The sequence below is a fragment of the Paenibacillus sp. FSL R5-0475 genome (assembly GCF_038004585.1).
GTDB lineage: Bacteria > Bacillota > Bacilli > Paenibacillales > Paenibacillaceae > Paenibacillus_AQ.
In genome coordinates, this window is record NZ_JBBORK010000001.1 from 5,394,149 (window position 1) to 5,413,714 (window position 19,566).

At 43.8% G+C, this 19,566-nt stretch carries 15 protein-coding genes; 6 read left to right on the forward strand and 9 right to left on the reverse strand.

Annotated elements, in window-relative coordinates; all coding sequences use genetic code 11:
- The first annotated feature begins 1 nt into the window (after position 1).
- From nudK to MKX41_RS24165, 3 genes are all read left to right on the forward strand, one after another.
- Positions 2-631: a GDP-mannose pyrophosphatase NudK gene (gene nudK / locus MKX41_RS24155; protein WP_340973505.1), complete on the forward strand. Its 630-nt coding sequence runs from the start codon at positions 2-4 to the stop codon at positions 629-631.
- Between the two features lie 20 nt (positions 632-651).
- The gene (locus MKX41_RS24160; protein ID WP_340973506.1) at positions 652-927 is read left to right on the forward strand and encodes a hypothetical protein; all 276 of its coding nucleotides are present in this window, start codon (positions 652-654) and stop codon (positions 925-927) included.
- A gap of 106 nt (positions 928-1,033) precedes the next feature.
- Positions 1,034-1,753 carry a DUF4386 domain-containing protein gene (locus MKX41_RS24165; RefSeq protein ID WP_340973507.1) on the forward strand — a complete coding sequence of 240 codons (720 nt, stop codon included), beginning with the start codon at positions 1,034-1,036 and terminating at the stop codon, positions 1,751-1,753.
- 8 nt (positions 1,754-1,761) lie between these two features.
- Here the strand turns inward: MKX41_RS24165 and MKX41_RS24170 are convergent, their stop codons facing one another.
- From MKX41_RS24170 to MKX41_RS24200, 7 genes are all read right to left on the reverse strand, one after another.
- A complete protein-coding gene (locus MKX41_RS24170) occupies positions 1,762-2,346 on the reverse strand; it encodes a Crp/Fnr family transcriptional regulator (RefSeq protein ID WP_076285011.1) in 585 nt (194 codons plus the stop codon).
- Between the two features lie 243 nt (positions 2,347-2,589).
- On the reverse strand, positions 2,590-4,185 hold the full coding sequence (locus MKX41_RS24175) for an ABC transporter substrate-binding protein (RefSeq protein ID WP_340973509.1): 1,596 nt from the start codon (positions 4,183-4,185) through the stop codon (positions 2,590-2,592).
- Positions 4,186-4,238: 53 nt separating this feature from the next.
- Positions 4,239-5,120 (reverse strand): carbohydrate ABC transporter permease, encoded by an 882-nt coding sequence (locus tag MKX41_RS24180; RefSeq protein ID WP_076285013.1) that lies wholly within the window; start codon positions 5,118-5,120, stop codon positions 4,239-4,241.
- 39 nt (positions 5,121-5,159) lie between these two features.
- Complete coding sequence (locus tag MKX41_RS24185; RefSeq protein ID WP_042192982.1) at positions 5,160-6,080, reverse strand: ABC transporter permease; 921 nt, start codon at positions 6,078-6,080, stop codon at positions 5,160-5,162.
- 168 nt (positions 6,081-6,248) lie between these two features.
- Positions 6,249-7,829 (reverse strand): response regulator, encoded by a 1,581-nt coding sequence (locus MKX41_RS24190; protein WP_305953466.1) that lies wholly within the window; start codon positions 7,827-7,829, stop codon positions 6,249-6,251.
- Positions 7,830-7,834: 5 nt separating this feature from the next.
- Positions 7,835-9,571: a sensor histidine kinase gene (locus MKX41_RS24195; RefSeq protein ID WP_076285014.1), complete on the reverse strand. Its 1,737-nt coding sequence runs from the start codon at positions 9,569-9,571 to the stop codon at positions 7,835-7,837.
- 100 nt (positions 9,572-9,671) lie between these two features.
- Positions 9,672-10,106, reverse strand: coding sequence for an Lrp/AsnC family transcriptional regulator (locus tag MKX41_RS24200; protein WP_076285015.1), 435 nt, complete (start codon positions 10,104-10,106; stop codon positions 9,672-9,674).
- A 158-nt stretch (positions 10,107-10,264) separates the two neighbouring features.
- Here MKX41_RS24200 and MKX41_RS24205 point away from each other — a divergent pair, with 158 nt between their 5' ends.
- On the forward strand, positions 10,265-10,747 hold the full coding sequence (locus MKX41_RS24205; protein ID WP_076298072.1) for a VOC family protein: 483 nt from the start codon (positions 10,265-10,267) through the stop codon (positions 10,745-10,747).
- Here the strand turns inward: MKX41_RS24205 and helD are convergent.
- Together helD and MKX41_RS24215 are read right to left on the reverse strand one after the other, a co-directional pair.
- Complete coding sequence (helD, locus tag MKX41_RS24210; RefSeq protein WP_340975056.1) at positions 10,711-13,134, reverse strand: RNA polymerase recycling motor HelD; 2,424 nt, start codon at positions 13,132-13,134, stop codon at positions 10,711-10,713. The genes MKX41_RS24205 and helD overlap by 37 nt on opposite strands.
- Positions 13,135-13,442: 308 nt before the next feature.
- On the reverse strand, positions 13,443-17,501 hold the full coding sequence (locus MKX41_RS24215; RefSeq protein ID WP_340975058.1) for a glycosyl hydrolase 53 family protein: 4,059 nt from the start codon (positions 17,499-17,501) through the stop codon (positions 13,443-13,445).
- Positions 17,502-17,853: 352 nt separating this feature from the next.
- Here MKX41_RS24215 and MKX41_RS24220 point away from each other — a divergent pair, with 352 nt between their 5' ends.
- Both MKX41_RS24220 and MKX41_RS24225 read left to right on the forward strand, forming a co-directional pair.
- On the forward strand, positions 17,854-18,396 hold the full coding sequence (locus MKX41_RS24220) for a sigma-70 family RNA polymerase sigma factor (RefSeq protein WP_231573368.1): 543 nt from the start codon (positions 17,854-17,856) through the stop codon (positions 18,394-18,396).
- Positions 18,389-19,546, forward strand: coding sequence for a DUF4179 domain-containing protein (locus MKX41_RS24225; protein ID WP_076285020.1), 1,158 nt, complete (start codon positions 18,389-18,391; stop codon positions 19,544-19,546). The genes MKX41_RS24220 and MKX41_RS24225 overlap by 8 nt, the downstream gene beginning before the upstream one ends.
- The last annotated feature ends 20 nt before the right edge of the window (positions 19,547-19,566 follow it).

The window sequence follows — 19,566 nt, forward strand, 5'->3', positions numbered from 1 at the left end:
GATGAAGGCACAGTATTACAACCCAAGAGTACGGATCATAAAAGAGGAACTTCTATCGGATAACTGGTACATCTTAAAGAAGATCACATTCAAGTATGAAAAAGAAAATGGACAATGGGAGACACAATCCCGTGAAGTGTATGACCGAGGCAACGGAGCGACCATTCTACTCTATAATCGACACAAACAAACCATCGTACTTACGAGACAATTCCGAATGCCTACTTATCTAAACGGCAATGTGACTGGAATGCTTATCGAAACCTGCGCGGGGCTACTCGATAAAGAAACACCAGAAGAAAGTATTCTGAGGGAAACGGAGGAAGAGACGGGATACCATATCGACCGAGTGCAGAAAGTTGGCGAGGTCTATATGTCACCAGGATCCGTTACCGAAACCCTTCACTTCTTTGTAGCTGAGTATAGTGACGTCATGACAACTGGTCCTGGTGGGGGACTTGAGGCGGAACAGGAAAATATTGAAGTAGTGGAACTTCCGTTTGCTCAAGCGCTTGACATGGTCCAAAGCGGCGAGATTCGTGATGCTAAGACGGTAATGCTGCTCCAATACGCTCAGATCCAAGGTCTCTTGAAGGTAAAATCAAAACCGCTGCATATCCTTATCGATTAATAGAGGAAAATGTCAAATACATGAATAAAATTGCTCTTCAAGTTTACGAGGCTGGGCATATGCCAGTGCTGGGGGAGTGGTATGCTTTGCCTCTTATTGCTACAGCCGGTTCCACTAATCTAGGAGACGACGTTTTCAACCGGATTTTCCATCCGTCTTCCATTCGCCTGCTTAATTACTGTGATGCCGTGCTTCGAGTTGGAGGATCATCTCAGGGTGCCGATGAAATGGTACAGGTTGCGCAAGAGAAAGGATTGTTGATTTACGAACGGCTGGATGAACTTCCGTTATTGTGATAATAAGCATTTTTTTCTGTCTGATGATGCACTCTTGATTTAAGTCAATGCCCGCCATACTACTCCTAATTACAATGAAAATAAAAAGTCCTTTAGGAGGCTATCTATGGCTATCTCAGAAAAAGATCTATCGAATCAGCGAAAGTCCGCTTTAACTGCTGGAATCTCACTTATTATCATGACCCTTGCCTCATTTTTTTCGTATGGCTTTGTCCATGGGAATCTTGTTGTTCAGGGCGATGCCAGCGTCACATTCAATAACCTCGTGTCATCCACTAACCTTTTCAAAGGTGAAATTTTGGGTTGGATCATCATTATGATTACTGACATCCTGGTCGCCTGGGCGTTTTATGTGTTTCTAGAACCGATTAACCAAAAGCTCTCCTTACTCGGCGCATGGCTCCGTCTAACCTATTCCGCTATATTGGCAATCGCTATACTAAACCTGATAGTTGTGCTGCTGCTCACGGGAAATACAATCGACTTTTCCTCATTAAAAATTCAACAGACTCAAGCATTTATGATGTTATTTCTGGAAGCATTTCAATGGCTTTGGTCTATGGGGTTAGTCGTTTTTGGCGGGCATCTGTTAATTGTGGGCTATGTGGCTTTAAAGTCTGACATCATCCCTAAAGTAATCGGCATCTTATTGCTGCTTGCTTCAATAGGTTATATGATCATTCATCTAAGCAAAATATTTCTTCCACAATACGAAGGGGTCATTACAATATTAAATTACGTTTTCACTATTCCTATGATTGTAGGAGAACTAGGCTTTGGGATATGGCTGCTGCTTAGAGGAGGAAAACTCCACAAAACTGTATGACTTTCTTTTTAGTTATCACTGGAATGAACCCGCTTCTTAATTCTACTTAATGACTCTGGTGTCATCCCCAGATAGCTGGCCAATTGATGCTGAGGTACGCGAGTGAGTAAGTGAGGTCTTTTTCGCAACAAAGCTTTGTAACGTTCTTCAGGATTGGAAGCGATAAATGAAGTTAATTCGTCCTGTACCTCACCTAAGTTCTCCTCTACCATTTTGCGGATCATCGTTTCCAATTGCGAGTGTTTGTGAAGCATGTCTTGTTCCGCATAAAGTTCACCAACCACCAATGTGCTATCTTCTAGACAGGTTAAGGTGTACGCAGAGGGCTTACTTTCTTGATGCCGATTAAAAATCGAAGCCGCTTGCTCTTCTGTGTAGAAATTAGATGTGACTTCTTTTCCCGATTCATCTATCGAGTACTGCCTAACACAACCTTTTAGCACGAAAAAACATTTTGTGGGAACATCTCCTTGTCTAAGGAGCACTGTCCCCTTTTTAAATTCCTCTATAAGGATACCCTCAACAATATCCTGCTGATCCTCTTCGTTAAGAGATGTAAATTTACTCATATACTTATACAATATATTTTTCATATCTCTCTCCAATCTTCCGAAGCTAATGGCCCGCTTATGATGCCCTTGAAGCTATTTAGGCTCCCGAGAGGGAGCTTCTTGCCTTATTATACTAGCTCATACTAAAACAAATGCAACCTCAGAACTCTTCATACGCCGCTCGGCTGCGTCCGATAGCGCCTTCATATACAATCGATCTCAAAAAACAGGGAGGCCCAACAGCCATTTCATGACTGTTGGGCCTCCCTTATCCTGTACTGTATATTACTTGTTTGCTAAGAAAGCATCGATTTGCGCTTGCAGCTCAGCTTGGATTTTATCAATGCCAGCTGATTTCAGCTGTTTGTTCAAATCTGCAAGGCCTTTGTCGATATCTTTAATTACGCCGTACTCAAGCGGAATGGCATAGCGGAGCATTACGTTGCCCACATTGGCAATTTCCGTCTTCACTTTGCTATTGTCGAATACAAAGGTTTCAAGGGCATAGTGGTAGACGTTAGTTTCCCAGCCCTTAGCCAGATCGTTAGCTTCTTGAGGGAATGCTTCATTGTCAAGGTTGAGTGGCGAGTTGAAGTTCCAATTAGAGAAGCCGGTAAAGTTCGGATTTTTGTCGAGTGCTTTATATTTGGTGTCGCCAACCGGTTCATAGTGCACACCACTAATTCCGTACATCATCAGGTCGTGCAGTTCTTTATCGTTTTGCATCAGATCGATCAGCATCAAGGAACGTTCTACATTTTTGGAAGTCGCATGAATCGACGTACCGTTTTGTGTAGAAATCGCCACTGATTTTTTCTTCCCTTGGTTAATATCAGCCAACGCTACTTCATAAGGAGAATTTTCTTGGCGCATTAAAGCCATGAGTGCTCCAAGTGTTCCGTTATTATGCGTAATCGAGGCGGTTTTACCTGCTTTAAAATCCGCCTGATGATCATTTTTACTGTTCAGAACGTTTTTTGACCAAGCATTGTTATCAGCGAGATCTTTGTAATACACGAGTAGATCTTTGAACTCTTGCGTTTCATAGACGTTAAAGACTTTACCTGTTTCATCGGTCAATTTGAAGGCAAATGGAAGATCTAGATCAAACATATTCCATTCGTTTTGCTGCTTCAATAATACACGGTCCAAGTTATGATACTTCCAGTCTCCCGTTTCAGGAGTGAACGGTGTAATTCCTTTTTCCTTTTCTGCTATCGTCTTCAAATAAGTAGCATATGCTTCCGGGCTGTTGATTTCGGGAAGATTGTATTTCTTACGCAAATCTTCACGATAGAGAATCAGCTTTTCAACAGATTCCCCTCTGTTTTGTGGAACCATGTACAGTTTGCCGTTTACTTTTGCCTGATCCCAGCTCACATCTGACATAGCTTCCTTAGTTTTTGGCATATATTTGGTAATTAGCTCATCGGTTAATTCTAGAAATCCGCCTTTCAGTGCCTGGTCATTATAACCAGCCCAGTTTGCCGAATAGATGAGGTCAAAATCTTCATTAGCTGCCAGCTTCAGTGGATATTTTTGAGCCCAGTCAGACCAGTCCAAGAACTCCCCCTCAAGGGTCGCATTAATTTTTTCTTTCAGTTTCTTGTTAATTTCAGCAAAAACACTATCATAGTCTATCGGTTTAGGCCCAACGAAGATCATTTTCAACTTTACTTCTTTAGAGGTGTCTATGGTATCTGAAGTTTCGGCTGCATTCGTTGCACTCGCTGTTTCTGTGGGCTCACTTGTTACCTCAGCGGCATTATTGGTAGCCTTAGCGGGTGTATTGGCGTTGTTGTTGCCACCACCACATGCGCTCAAAATCATTACGAAGGTTAAAACGAGTGCGAGCATAATGAATCTATTTTTTCTCAGCATTTCAAGCCTTCCCCCTTGTATTAATTATATTGATAAACCGGATTTCCCCGGGTTCATCCTTTTACAGCGCCAATCGTCAAGCCTTGAACGAAATATCTCTGAACGAATGGATAAGCGAGCAGAATCGGACCTGTAGCTACAACCGTCATTGCCATCTTCAAGCTCTCGCTTGGGATCGATGTGGTTACGACTGCTCCTGCACCCATCATGGCTTTTCGCATGCCATCCATATTGCCAAGCATTTTGTACAAATAATATTGAAGCGGCATCAGCTTCTCATCGGAAATAAATAGAAGGGCATTGTACCAGTCGTTCCAATAGGCAAGAGCCAGAAACAAACCAATAGTCGCTAGCGCCGGCTTGGAGAGAGGCAGGATTAGACGAGCGTAGATCTTAAAATCGCCTGCACCGTCAATTTTAGCCGATTCTACGATTGCTTCCGGAATGCTGCCCATAAACGACTTCATAACAATGATGTAGAAGACGTTGAGCATCATCGGAATCACTAAAGCCAGCAATGTATCTTTGATATGGAGATAATTGACCATAAGCAGATACCAAGGAACCAGACCCCCGTTAAATAAAGTTGTAAAGAAAAAGAAGAACGAAAATTTATTACGCCATTTAAAATCTTTTCTGGATAGCGCATAAGCCGTCATCGAAGTCAGAAACAAACCAAACAGTGTGCCTATTATAGTAACGCCTATGGTCACCATATAGGCTTGAATCATCTGGTCGGGATACTTAAACAAAATGCTGTAGGCTTCTGTTGAGAAGGCCGTAGGTATAAATTGATAGCCATCTGTTAATATTTTTGACTCTTCCGTCAGCGATGAAGATACGACAAGTATAAACGGGAATATACATAAAATTGCGAGAAAGATTAGGGATACATAACCAATACCCGAGAATATTTTACGATCGAGCTGCTTCATATCGTTACCTCCATTATGAAAACTGTACCTCTGATGCGGTTAGAATAAGGCGCGGTCTTTATCGTATTTGCGAACAGCATAGTTCACAGTCATGATCGTTGCGAAGCCAAGAACGGACTGGAAAACGCCAGCCGCAGCCGACATGCCGATATCATTCGAAGTAATCAGCGATCTGAACACGAAAGTATCGATAACGTCCGTCGAAGAGAACAACAAACCGTTATTGCCGATCATGTTATAAAACATCCCGAAATCACCGCGGAAAATATTCCCGACCGCCAGCAGCACCAAAATAATAATCGTCGGGTAAAGATTTGGAATCGTCACTTTCCGGATCCGCTGAAAAATATTGGCGCCATCGATTTCAGCTGCCTCATACTGTTCAGTATCTATGCCCGTAATCGCGGCCAAGTACATTACTGTTCCGTATCCAAGGCCTTTCCAGGCGGAAACGAGAACTAGGATATACGGCCAGTAGGCAGGCGTATTGTAAATATCAATAGGTTCTAGCCCGAGCCCTCTAAGGAGTGCGTTCACAGTACCAATATCATAATTGAGCAGGTTATAGGCAATCGCGCCGACAACTACCCATGAAATAAAGTAGGGAAGAAACAACGCCGATTGCGTAATTTTGCGGAACCATTTGCCACCGACCTCAAACAACATAATGGCTGCAAAAATTTGCAAAGAGTTATTTACAACGATGAATGCAATATTGTACAATGCTGTATTCCGTGTTACCCGCCAGGCATCTCCTGATTCAAAGAAAAAGCGGAAGTTATCGAGCCCGTTCCAGGCACTTCCAAAAATACCGCCCGCGTAATCATAATGCTTGAAGGCAATAATAATGCCCGCCATTGGGACATAGGCAAACAAAAGAAAAAAAGCAACCGCCGGAGCCAGCATCAGCAACAGAACCCTATAGTTTTTTAAATCGCTCCAAAATGTATGCCCTTTCATCTTTGCACCCCTTTCTTCTCTATATCTCTCATTATAAAAGGACGGCGGCGGTGAGATAATTCAGCGAAACAACTAAACATAATACTAATTCAACGATTCATAAACAATTTCGATAAAAAAGAAGCCCTGTTCCATATAGAACATGGGCCTCCTCAATAAGTAATCGATTCAGATTTTATTTTTCTTCCGGTACTCGCCGGGCGACATGCCCATATATTGCTTGAACTGCCTATTGAAATAAATAATATTTTTATATCCGGCTTGTTCCGCAATCTCGTATACTTTCTTCGTAGGATCCTCGAGCAGCTCGCATACCCGCTTCATACGCAATTCACTTAGAAAATCGCTGAAGAGACTATTGGTTTCGACTTTGAACAGATGCCCCAGATAGTTAGGGGTAAAGTCGAAATGTGCGGCGACCTCGTTTAGCGTTATTTTTTGATCTAATCTTTCTTTCACATACTCCGTAATTTCATCAATTAACTTGCGCTTTTGCCTTTGGCGTTTCAAATAAAGCAGCTCCGACAGTTCAAAGAATCTTCTTCTCAGCCACGAAAGGATATCATGCACCGTTTCAAACTGAAACAGCACAAAAGGATGATGAGAATCCCAATTCAAAATCTCGTACAAATGCTCATTCATTTGCTGCAGATCAGCATGAAGCTTAGAGGTAATCCGGATAATGATATCGTAGATGTCGTTTTTCTGGGAGATCGGGCTGTCTCCGGCAAATAGCTGAAGCAAGCAATCATCAATAGTGGTAAGGTCGTAGTCGAGCATAGCTTTAAGCATACGATCCACAATAACCTCTAAGTCCGAAGCCATCTTTTCCTTTGGAGACCATTCCGAGGCATCTTGGATCAACCTATTCTTCCCTACGATCCATTTAATGCTTAGCGCGGCCTGCGCCTGCCGATAGGAATCATGTAGCTTGACCGGGTCGGTTGTGTACATTCCTCTTCCGATCGTAATCGAACAGGAGAACTCCTGATAGAACGCCCGAATCAACTCTTCCAGCAAAGCTGTAAAATATTGTTCCTGAACCGCAGCAAGGATCACAAAGTGATAGTCATAAGTCGTAATCACCATGCCCAAATTTTGATCCTGAGCAAACTTTCGGATAAACTGATTGGCAGTGCTGCTCCATAAACTCCGCTCTTCTTCCGTCCAGGTTTGGATTTTTCGCGCCATGTCGTCGATCTCAATGATGGCAACCGCTGATGCACCTTGTAAGTATGGCGTGAGAACGTTATGAATGTGCGTTTCAACCTGTCCCGGTGCAGCCTCATTAAACCAACGCAGCAGTAGCTCCTGATTAACAAGCGTCAGCGTTTCCGACAAGGAAGTACGCTGCGTCCTCTCTTTCTCAATCTTTGTGCAGAGTTCGGTCAGCGTCTCGTTCAGCTCGTCATCATCCACAGGCTTAAGCAAATAACTGTATGCGTTCAATTGAATCGCTTCCTTGGCATAATTGAAATCCTGGTGTCCGCTAATAAATAGAATATGGACCTCTGGGTTAATCTCCTTCGCTTTCCGTGCAAATTCCACGCCTGACATAATCGGCATACCGATATCAGAGAGAATGATATCAACAGGGTGCTGCTCCATCATTTTCAGAGCGGCAAACCCGCTTGTTGCCGTTCTCACGCTATGTAAAGGCAAATGATCACTGCCGGCTACACGCCGTCTAAGCCATTCCAAATCGATTACTTCATCATCCACCAACAGAACATTGATCTCCATCGCCATACTTCTCACTCCCCCATCACTTCCCTGATCTCTGCATTTTCCACCGGTAAAATAATTTGAACTGTCGTTCCCGCTCCAAAATAGCTACCGATTTGAATGCCGAAATCGCTACCGTATCGCAGTTTAATTCGTTCTTCCACGTTTCTCAGACCGTAGCTGCCTGGTTGATATGCGCTTGATCGCATGTTTTGAAGTGTCTCCGGCCGCATGCCGATCCCGTTATCAATGACCTTGAGTTCGATGCGGTCACCCAGCCGCTTTCCAGTAATACGAATCGCAATAGTCTCCCCGAACCAGGCGTGCTTGAATATATTCTCCACAAACGGCTGTAAAATCAGCTTAATAATAGGCACCTGTAAAATTTCCGGATCGACATCATAATAAACCTCAAAGGCGTCCGCATACTTCACTCTCTGAATTTCCAGATACATCCTCACCTGCTCCAGCTCATTTTCAAGGGAGATATATACATGCCCATCGTTTAATGTGAGTCGATAAAATTTGGAGAGGCCTTGTACCATCTGCGTAACCTTCTCCACTTCCCCCAAATTGGCCAGACTGCCGATGGTCGACAGCGTATTGTACAAGAAATGCGGACTGATCTGGGCTTGAAGCACATCCAGCTCCGCTTGCTTTTTCTGAATGCCCTGCACATAGACGTTCCGGATGAGTTCCTGAATGCTGGTCGCCATTTGGTTGAAGCTATTAGCGATATAGACAAATTCATCGTTCCCTGGAAATCCGATTCTTTTATAAAAATTCCCCTCCTGAAACGATCGAACCAAATACACAATCCGCTTGATTTTCTTGCCAGATATACGTGCAACTAGAAAACCGATAATAGCCATCACCAAAAAACTGATGGAACAAACGGTACTAATCACCTTCCGCATTCTACTAGCATCTTTGTTCAAATAAGAGTGAGGTACGCGCGCCTCAATGACATAGCTTGATACCGGAATATCTTCACTAATAATTAAATAAGCATCTTGTTTCGTATCTTCAGCAGCAACACCTTGTTCATACAAAGTCATTCCTGTAGCCCTATCCAACAGACGAAGTTCAATCCCCTGTTCAATCGGAAAAGTATCAAAATTACCAAATAGCTCATCAATCCTCGCCGTAACGCGAATATATCCGATAATCGCAGGTGCTGCCTTGGAAGAAACAAGCTTACGGAAATATGAAATATTACCTAGCTCACGGTCGGTATCCGCTTGAAGCCACAAACTGTCTTGATTATTCGCAACAATCGACTTAAACCACTCCGTATTCACGATCACCTGATCAGAAAGAACATAATAATCACTTCGACCGATAGGTGTCGACATATCATCACCGGTAATTTCAAGCATCGTCTCATTGACCGTAAAAAGCGCAAGTCTCAGCTTGTTCCCATACAGTTGCAGAGGGGCCTTCATATAAGGAACGATATCATCTCTCATTTTGAGCATATTTTCCAAAGGATCTCCCCTGAACTGAAGGGCATTCTGAAAATTCGTATTTAGAAACAGCGAGTTGGTCATACGTTTGATTTCATCTGTCTGGTATTCGATGTTGTTCCTCGTCTGCTTTAATGCGGTCCGGACATTCGTTTCCGCCATTTCAGTCCTGGACTCTACGAGCATTGTGTAGGCTATATAGCCAACCAGCACATCTGTCAGCAATACAAGAATGAGATACGGAATCATCATCTTGTATGTGAATGGAATATACTTTTTACTAGACAGTTTCCTCTCCATGCGCATGCTCCCTTATATACGTATCCATACGACTGCTATTTTGACCCATTTTACAACGAAAAGAAAGCGGTTACTATATCTTGTATTTGAAAACTTCGCTTTAGAGTAGCACTCTGTTCTCCAAAATATTTTTCAAGCTGATATGCGATTTGGAAGGTCCGAACTTTATAAGGTGATCTTGAAATTCAGCAAGCGCCTCAATCGTTGAGGTCTGTACCTTAATGAGATAATTATATTCTCCACTAATGCGGAACAAATCGGTAACTTCCATAGCATCGTTGCAAAAATCGGTGAGCTCTTGGCAATGTTCTGTTTTGATTAGAATAAAAGTAGTCGTACCCCGGTTCAGATCCCGCAAATTAAAAGCTGTATGATACCCCGATATGATGTTCCTTTCCTCCAACTTAATGATTCTTTCTTTAACGGATGGTTGTGACATCGAAACCTCTTTGCTGATTTGTGAAATGGGCATTCGAGCATTGTACTGCAATAATTGCATAATCTTTTTATCAATATCATCCATAAGATGTTCCATATCAAGCGCCTCCTAGCTCTTTTTAATAAATAAACCCATTCAACTAAAATACCTTATATTCAATAACCATGTCAGGATAAAACACTTATCTTATATATGTATCTCCTATTTTAATCCAACTATAATAAATAGTACATTAGATATAGGAGTGATTAATAATGAGCGTAAAAGGTCTTGCACATATAGCGATTCAAGCCAAAGATTATAAAGCAACAATTTCATTTTACATTGACGTCTTAGGATTTAAGTTAGGTCATCATTGGAGTCTGCCCTCCTTTCAAATCAAAGAAGCTTCGATGCTTATTTCACCTGATCAAAGAACTTGCATAGAGATTTTTGATAACGATGCAGTCATTGCCGCCCAAGGGAAAAAAGCCTTGTCTGAAGAGGATATAGCTCACGGAGCACTCTTACATTTCGCCTTCTACGTCGATAATGTCGATGAAATGTACCAAAAAGCCCTTGCTCATGGAGCAAAGGCTTTTATAGCACCAGATTCTATTTCTCTTGGTGAACCGCCTCTTCTGATCAAGAACGCGATCGTTCACAGCCCCAATGGGGAAGTTATCGAATTTCTTGAAGAGGTTGATTTTGATATGTCTAATTACACTACTTCATATAAAGATGCATCCAAGGCTTGAATAAAGCCCGACCAATCGCCTGTCGTGTACAGCAGAAGTCGATGCATCGCGCGCGTACAAGCTGTATAAAAGAGTTTACGTTCGCTCTCCCGATGATAAGTCTGCGTAGAAGCATCGTAAATTAGCACGGCGTCGAATTCTACGCCCTTAGCAAGATACGCAGGAATAATTAGCGTTCCCTTCTCAAAGGTGAGCGTCTCCTTCGTAATAAGCCTTAGATTCTCGCCCCCCTGTGCAAGCAGTGCTTCATAGGCTTCGCGGCTATCCGCAGCAGTCTTAGTAATAACGGCGATGGAGTCGAGACCTTCGGCCATAAGCGCCGCAAGATCCTCTTTTATCCGCACCGCCCGCTCCACCTCATTGCTAGCCTTCAATAGGTGCGGCTTCTTGCCGCCCCTATCAAAAGGCACGATCTCTTCATTAGTTAGCAGCGCCTTCGTAAACTCCACAATCTCGCGAGTCGAACGATAGCTTCGGATTAAACGAAATAGGTTCGTTTCCTCTTCACCATAAAGCCGGATCAAAGGAGAATCCACCTCTTGCAGATTCGTCGCTTGCGGGAAAATCGCTTGACTGAAATCGCCGAGTACTGTCATGCTGGCGCGGGGAAACAATTGCTTGAGGAACGCGAATTGGAACGGCGAATAATCCTGTCCTTCATCAATAAATAAATGCCGCACCATTGTATTCGTACGAGAACCCTCGATAAGCTCTTTTAAATACAAGAATGGGGTCTCATCTTCATAAAACAGTTCGATAAGGCTCAACTTTTCCTTCGTTTGCATACAGATTTCTGGCCATTGATCAGGTACTTCGGTCTCACCCGTCATTTTCTGATAAGTGGCTTCATCCCTAAATAACTGCTCGTATAATCCAATCGTATCTATGAATTTCAACCGTTTGGCATCCCGTCTTAGCGGTTTGAAGTGCTCCTTCACGATCATACGACGCAGCAACTCATCTTCCTGCGAGCTAAAGTCAAAGACATTCTCTTCCCCGTCCTTCTGAGTACGAAAATCGCCATAGATTTCAAGATACTGCTCTGTAAAATCGAAGACAGCTTCCTCTCGCCGGTACTTCTTAAGCACCTCACTGTAAGCTTCGGCATATTGATCGTTGTCGAGGTAATCGACTTCATCTTGAACCCAGGGCGCTTCCATTTCCTGACGCTCTAGCTTATTCAGCTCACGCAGCAGCCATTCACGTAGTAAAGCAACGCGATTAGCCAATCGTATAGAGCTGTCGTAGCTGTAAAATTGCGACTTCATTTGCTCCGCAGTAATCAACTCGCGGTCCCGGAAACGGATACTGTGGAACAGCATACCTTCTTTGCCTAACCATAACGCGTAGCTTTGAAGAGCATGCAGGAAAGCCTCAGAAGCCTTATATTGCATCCCCGTTAACCGTGCTTCATACCCCTGCGAGGATTGTGACGTCAGTACATATTCAATCTGCTCGAAGGGGTCCTCCAAATTCATCGTGGATCCGAGCCAATAGGCAAGGTACTCCTGAAAGGTCGTTTGCTGCATATTCTCTTCCCCGAGCTCAGGGAGCACCGTCGATACATAACTGTTAAACATCGGATTTGGCGAAAAAAGAACGATCTGATCTGCCTTGAGCCTATCGCGGTGTTTGTATAATAAATACGCTACCCGTTGCAGCGCTGCGGACGTTTTTCCGCTGCCAGCCGCTCCTTGCACAATAAGCATACGGCTTTTGTCATTGCGGATGATGGCGTTCTGTTCCTTCTGGATGGTCGCCACAATGCTCTTCATTTGTGAATCTGCGCCTTTGCCAAGCACCTGCTGAAGCAATTCGTCCCCGATCGTTAAGCTCGTATCGAACACGTTCTGGAGCTGACCGTAACGGATCTGATATTGCCGCTTCAGCATCATCTCACCTGTAATCTGTCCTCCCGGCGTTTCGTAAGTAGATGGCCCTGGGGAATGATCATAATACATGCTTGCAATAGGCGTTCGCCAGTCATACACCAGAAAGTCCACACCGTCTGCATCAACGAAAGAAGCCACTCCGATATAAATTTTCTCACTCAAGCCCAAACCATCTTCTTGAAAATCCATTCGCCCAAAATAGGGAGACGGCAGTAGCCGTTTCATATTCTTAAAACGCTGCACCCGCTGCCGGTGGCTGCGCTCTCGCTCGGACAACAATGCTTCTTGCTGCTTTATACTGTAGAAGGTCTCTTCGAAATCTTCGTCTGTGCTCGTATTGACCGTGACTTCTTCCCAAAACCGCTTGCGAATGTCCACCACTTGATCACGTAGCCCAGTCACTTCTGGTTCTAGTTCTGCGATTCTTGATTGCAGCTTTTCCGTAACCAAATCAAGCCGATCTTGTTCTTGCTGCCAATCCATTACGTTTACCATCTTCACGAACACGCTCCTTTTCATTCTTGTTATAAAGAAGCAAAAATTAAAATTTGACAAACTGTTAATCCACATGGTATTATAATAGTGTAGATAAGATGTTACACTTATGTGTAAATTAGTGAAATCAACAGTGATTATTTTATAATATCACGATCTTTCTTTGCATGCAAATTATTTATATAAGTAAGAAGAACCAGCAGACTCTGCTGGTTCTTCTTTTTTTGAATGCCAAGCTTGGGCGCACATAGAGAATAGACAAAAAGACCGTCCTAAGGACGGTCTTTTTTCTTACTACAGTAGGTTTACTATTTAGTTTGCAGCAGATTCATAATGATGGTTACTGCCTCTGCTCTTGTTGCGGTCTCATTTGGTGCAAATACATTGCCGTTACGCCCGCTCACAATGCCTGATTTCTTCACGGCTGCAACCGCATCCTTTGCCCATGCAGGAATTTGGCTATCATCAGCAAAGCCTGTTGATGCCGCCGTTGTTAAATCTCCCCCTGCTGCTCTAGAGATCATAACTGCTAGCTCCGAACGTGTTATGCTCGCTGCCGGACGGAATGTAACATCCTCATAGCCGCGTATAATCTTCGCCTCTAAAGCTTGTGCAATGGACTTCTCAGCCCAAGCAGGGATTGTATCTGTGAAGCCCAATTCCACACCGTTTCCTGTTGGCTTCAGCGCATTCATCAGCATCACCGCAAATTCAGCGCGTGTCACCGCACCATTCGGTTTGAACGTTCCGTCGGTATAACCCTTGACGATCCCTTCGCTCACCGCTTTCTTAATATTAGCCTGTGCCCAATGTCCCGAGATATCGCTAAATTGGGCCTCTGTTGTCGGTTCAGTAGATGCATTGGTTACCGGTGATCCAGTCGCTTGATCCACTACGAGTACAGCAAACTTCGTAAAGTGATCCACATCTGCAGCAATGCGATTTCCATCTATTTTGCCGCCATTAACTTTCACCCAGCTCTTCTTCACTTCATCATAATAAAAGATCGCTACAGTTTGGCCGCTCTTCACTTGTCCTGAATCGAACACAAAGGTTAGCGTGACTGGTTTATTAAAGTTCTCCGCGAAGTTTTTTAGAACTTCATAGATCGGGCTTACGAGAATCTCATGATTGCTGAGAAGACTCTGCGAATCGAACACTTTCTCAATCGTTAATGTTAATTGCTTGCCTGAAGCATTAGCTGGAATAGAAATCACAAGCCCATTATCCAATCTGACTTCACCCGCTTGACCAGCAGGAAGCGTCAGTTTCCCATTGGAGGAGATAACCGGAAGTACAACATTAGAGGTACTACCACCATCATTACCACCGTTTCCATTGTCATCAGAACCGTTATCTTGGGCAGCTCTCGTTATTGTTGCTGTGTATCTCGTACCTGTGCCATCTTGGGCAATTACGAATAACTCCAATCGGTTACTACCTACTTCAAGGGGAAGCTCTATGCTTGTTGCCCCACTTGCCAAACTTATCGGACCAGCCACAAGTGTATTGGCACTATTGTACATATTCACTGTCAAGGTACCATAAACAGCATCGCTGGCCGTTGCCGTCACTGTGAAGTTAGATAAAGAATACGGTACACCCGCTGTATAGTCGTATACACTACCGCTCACTGTTTGATCCAATGTTATCCCGCTCAAATACAAGCTATTCAAGCTTGCACTAGAACTTAATGTTGTAAACGTAATCTCTTGTCCATAGCTTACTCCGGTTGCATTCACTGCGTAGGCACGTACATGATAGGTAGCTCCAGATTGAAGTCCTGCAAGACTTACTGAAAAGGCTCCTGTTCCACCTGATTCAGCTATAACTTTACCATCCTCAATTGTCGGATTGGCACTAGTAGAATATACGATTCCTCGCTCTGTAACCTTAGCGCCACCGTCCGAAGTGATATTTCCTCCAACCGTAGCTGTCATAGAAGTGATATTTTGTACTTCTGCATCCGTATCAACAATAGCAGGTTCCTCAATACCTTTGACAAAGCTTAAATAGAAATCATCAATCGATCCCCATGCGCCGCCGTCTGCTTTGATATTAGCTCCGATTGTAAGGGATCCATCGGTAACGAGAATATCCTGGATCTCAGGATTATTCCACTGTGCCCATCCTTTCACACCGGTGTTTACTTTTACTTCCTTACCATCCGTTACAGCAAACAGATTCATATTGGGGTTGGCAGCATCTCCCCCTTGAATAAACATCGAAAGATTATAATATCCCGGCTTCAGACCAGAAATAGTCTGCTCTACTCTAAAATCCACTGCTTTCGCAGAGTAGAAATGTAGTGAATAGTTGCCTGTTTTGGCATCTGTAACTTTATTTTGGTAGTCTGTATGTGGAGCATTAACGTCAGCATAGGTGATTTTCCACATGCTTCTATCGCTATTTTCAAAGCCTGCGTTGACGATAAAGTTCTCTTTTTTAATAACTAGAAGAGCCTTTACCACCTGACCGCCTTCCACCGTTCCACCGATCACATAGCTGCCCGCGCCCTTGCTAATGGCTTGCTCAAGCGCAACTAGATCCCAAACCACTGACATCTTGCCGGAGCTTCCATCATTGTAAGTAACACTTACGTCTGTTGGCAGATGGATTGGCTCCCCAGCAATCGCCGTTATCGAAACATCCTTAATTTCATCTACAGCAATAGGGGCCACTGCGCCTGTATTCACATATTTGAACACATTCAGCGAGGCAAGCGGATGTCCGTTAAAATCAAACAAAGCCTGGTTATCAACGGCACTTCCGCCATACCATTCCCCTGCATCATCAGGGTCATATTCCTTCGCATAGCTGGATGCCCAACCGGAACCGTACTGTTCCCATATCAACTTATTCTGCTCCAGATTGTCTTTCGGACCTACCGGAAGCCAAGCAGGCTCCCAATAAAACACGCCAATTCCCGCTTTACCCACATTCGCAACCGCTTCGATCACGTCTCTAACCGAGTTAGCCTGACCTTGAACGCTGATAGGGTAGTTTAAAGTTTGCCCTGAGCTTTGCGGCGCTGTATTTCCGTGTCCATCCCCGTCTTCTGCGGTATACGCGTAAGAGGTTTCGGCTACCATTACTTTTTTACCATAAGTATCAGCTACTTGCTTCAACACGGATGTCAAATTGCTTAATGTACCGTGCCAGAATGGATAATAAGAACTTGCAAACACATCATAGTCTACATTGTTATCTTGCAAATTCTTCGCTATAGTGGCATATCTGCCTGCCGACTCCGGATTTGTAAAATGCAGAGCAACCAGAATATTAGGATCGATCTCCCGAATGGCTTTGCTTCCCTCATTGAACAATTGGCTCATCTTCGTCCAATTAGATTCACCAACGAATTGTCCATTCGTTTCATTGCCTACCTGAACCATACCAATATCAATACCTGCATCAAGCAGGGCTTGCAGGCTTACTTTGGTATATTCGTAAAGTGCAGTCTTCTTATCTTCGAAACTCAGATTGGCCCATGCCTTAGGCGTATGCTGCTTGGCCGGATCGGCCCAAAAGTCGGAATAATGGAAGTCCACCAGCAGCTTCATGCCGTTTGCGGTCGCTCTTTTCCCAATTTCAATCGCGGTGGCCAGATCATTATTGCCACCACCATAACCTTTTCCAGCTGTATCAAAAGGATCATTCCATATCCGTACCCGAACGTAATTGACCCCGGCTTCATGTACGGTTGTAAAAATATCCTGCGCTTCTCCGTTTTCATTGTAAAACTCGACTCCGCTATTCTCTAAAGAAATAATACTGGAGATGTCCACGCCCTTAATAAAATCAGGCTGGAGTCCTTCCACCTTCTTCACAAAAATATCCGCAGCCACCGGCTGGGTCGTATCCGTACTCAACTGTTTCAACTCAAAGCTGTCCAAAAATCCATATGCGCTTGGAGCGCCGCTTATGTTCGCACCAACCTCAAGACTCGGGGTATCCTGCTTCAAGATAAATTTCAGGCTGAGCGTTCCCCAAGCATTATAGCCAGTGGTAGCAACAGCGGATGCCGTCTCGTCACCCGCAAACAATTCAACATTCCCCGTTTCTTTGTCAGTACCGCCCATCGACTTGACTGAGAGCTCATAACTTCCCGCAGGGAGGTTCGTTATAGTCTGCTTAAGCGAGATGGTCTGGTTTCCAGTAGCGACTTTGTTAATCCAATATTTGAAAGCATGAGCTCCTTCATCTGGATTTAGCCAAGTATCATCGGCATATGCAAAATGCTTAATTTCTACTTGATTCCAATCTGACGTATCGACACTCCATGATCCATCTTCCCAGAAATTGTCCTCGAAACCGCCATTTACTATTAAAGAACTGTTCGAATCTGCAGCCAAAGCACTCCTCATGTTGAATGAGAATGAACTTAGCAGCAATAACACTGCTAAAAATGCAGAGATACCCTTTTGATTAACTCTCACGTTCTGATCACCTTCCATTCTAAATTTTCAGATGCATATGTGTGCGTCCTAAGCTATGTAAGCACTTACAAATCAATATACCAATAGTTAAAATATTTAGTAACGGATGAAAAGATAACATTTTGTATGCTTAAGCAAGCTTTATAGGCTTTAATCTTCGTTTTCCATTATTCTGGAATAGATGATATTAAATAGATTTCAGATTTTTTTATCCAAATATAACTTTTTGTATGCCTTCTCCATCTAATCATACAGAGGGCCCTCAAGGAGGAAAAATCATTTGCTGGAAAACGAACTGGATATCAAAAAAGCGCAGAAAGGCGACCACGAGGCGTTTACCCGTCTTTTTAGGCAACTGGAATCCCAGTTGTACAGATTAGCCAAAACCATTCTGCTAAAAGATGAAGATTGCGCGGATGCTCTTCAGGAGACGACACTGAAGGTGTATAAAGGGTTGGCCAACCTTAAGCAGCCTAAGTTTTTTAAAACCTGGGTTATACGCATCCTGATTAATGAATGCAATCAGTTACTTCGTATGCGAGAGCGAACTATAGCTGTGGCGGAAATTCCCGAAGAACCGGTCGATTCCTATGTGCATTTTGAAGATTCAGGCAACGTAGACCTGCAAAGCTTCATTAATCAGTTGGACGAATCCCTGCGGCTTGCTATCGTGCTTTTTTATTATGACGATTTATCCATTAAGCAGATTGCAGATGTGCTCGACATCTCCGAAGGAGCGGTCAGGGCACGACTTCATCGCGCACGGAGATTGTTGTCCAAACAGATACATCCTGTGCGGGAGGAGGGTCTTGCTAATGAATAATAACAATTTAGAAAAGCAGATCAGGGAGCTAGGAAAGGCTAATATACAGGAGCTTCCACCTTTACTGCGGTCGCGGCAGGATTCGATTTATGCATCACTCGCCACAATTGTCCAGGATCCTGTGGAAAAGGAAAAGAAAAAACGGATATATCCAAAAATCGCAGCTGCTGTATCTGCAGCGATAGTGCTAAGTGTTATGCTAACGGCCGTCTATCCGCCAACGTTGGCCAATGCACTCAAGCAGCTTCCATGGATAGGCGGAATTTTTGAACGGGCAGATGATATAGGATTGCAAGCTGCTCAGCGTCTGGGTCTGATTACCCGACCGAATAGTAGTGATACGCATGATGGAATCACCTTGTCTGCCGAAGAGGCTGTATTTGATGGCAACCGATTGGCATTCTCAGTGAAGCGCGAGGGAGAAGGGCTGGACGGGAAGCTCACCGGCGTGACGATTGGAGCGGATGGGAAGCCTTTTCTAGGCAAAGGTTCAATAATGTCCGCAGAAGTTTTGATCGATGGGGTTTCAATGGAGGAATTCTCAGATGGTCATTGGGAAGCTGTTCCTTTTCTAACCTGGATGGAAGGCAAGGAGCAGAGTACAGCTATTTTTCAACTGGTGGATTCTTCGAATTTGGGGATCACCAAGCCTTTCCCTGATCAATTTGAACTGACTGTAACCCTTCTTTTAAACGGTATAGATACACCATACATTCTGGAGATTCCTGCACGTAAGGTTACAGAAAATAGTATTGTCGTACCTGATATGCGCGCACAAGCAGAGGGATGGAGTCTGACGCTGCAAAAGCTGGAATATAGCCCATTAACCACGCGCCTGTTACTCAACATTGAACAAGAGACTGACGGGGATTACGCAGATTTTAATACATTGGGCTTTGAAGTGACGGATGAACAGGGACTGGTATTGGAAAATATATCGCAAAAAGCACTCCTTTCATCCAATAGATCACAGGATCTGAATCTGCTTGTAGAGCCGTTCGAGAAACATCCCAATATGCTCACAATCCGTGGCTATCTTTATGAGTTCGAGGATCCAAAAAGTAAGAGTGGCGCATTCAAAACAGACAGCTCCGGAAATCCTGTGAAGCATTATATCGATGGTCTGGAAATAAACGTGCTAGTTAAATAAACACTAAGGAGAATGATATC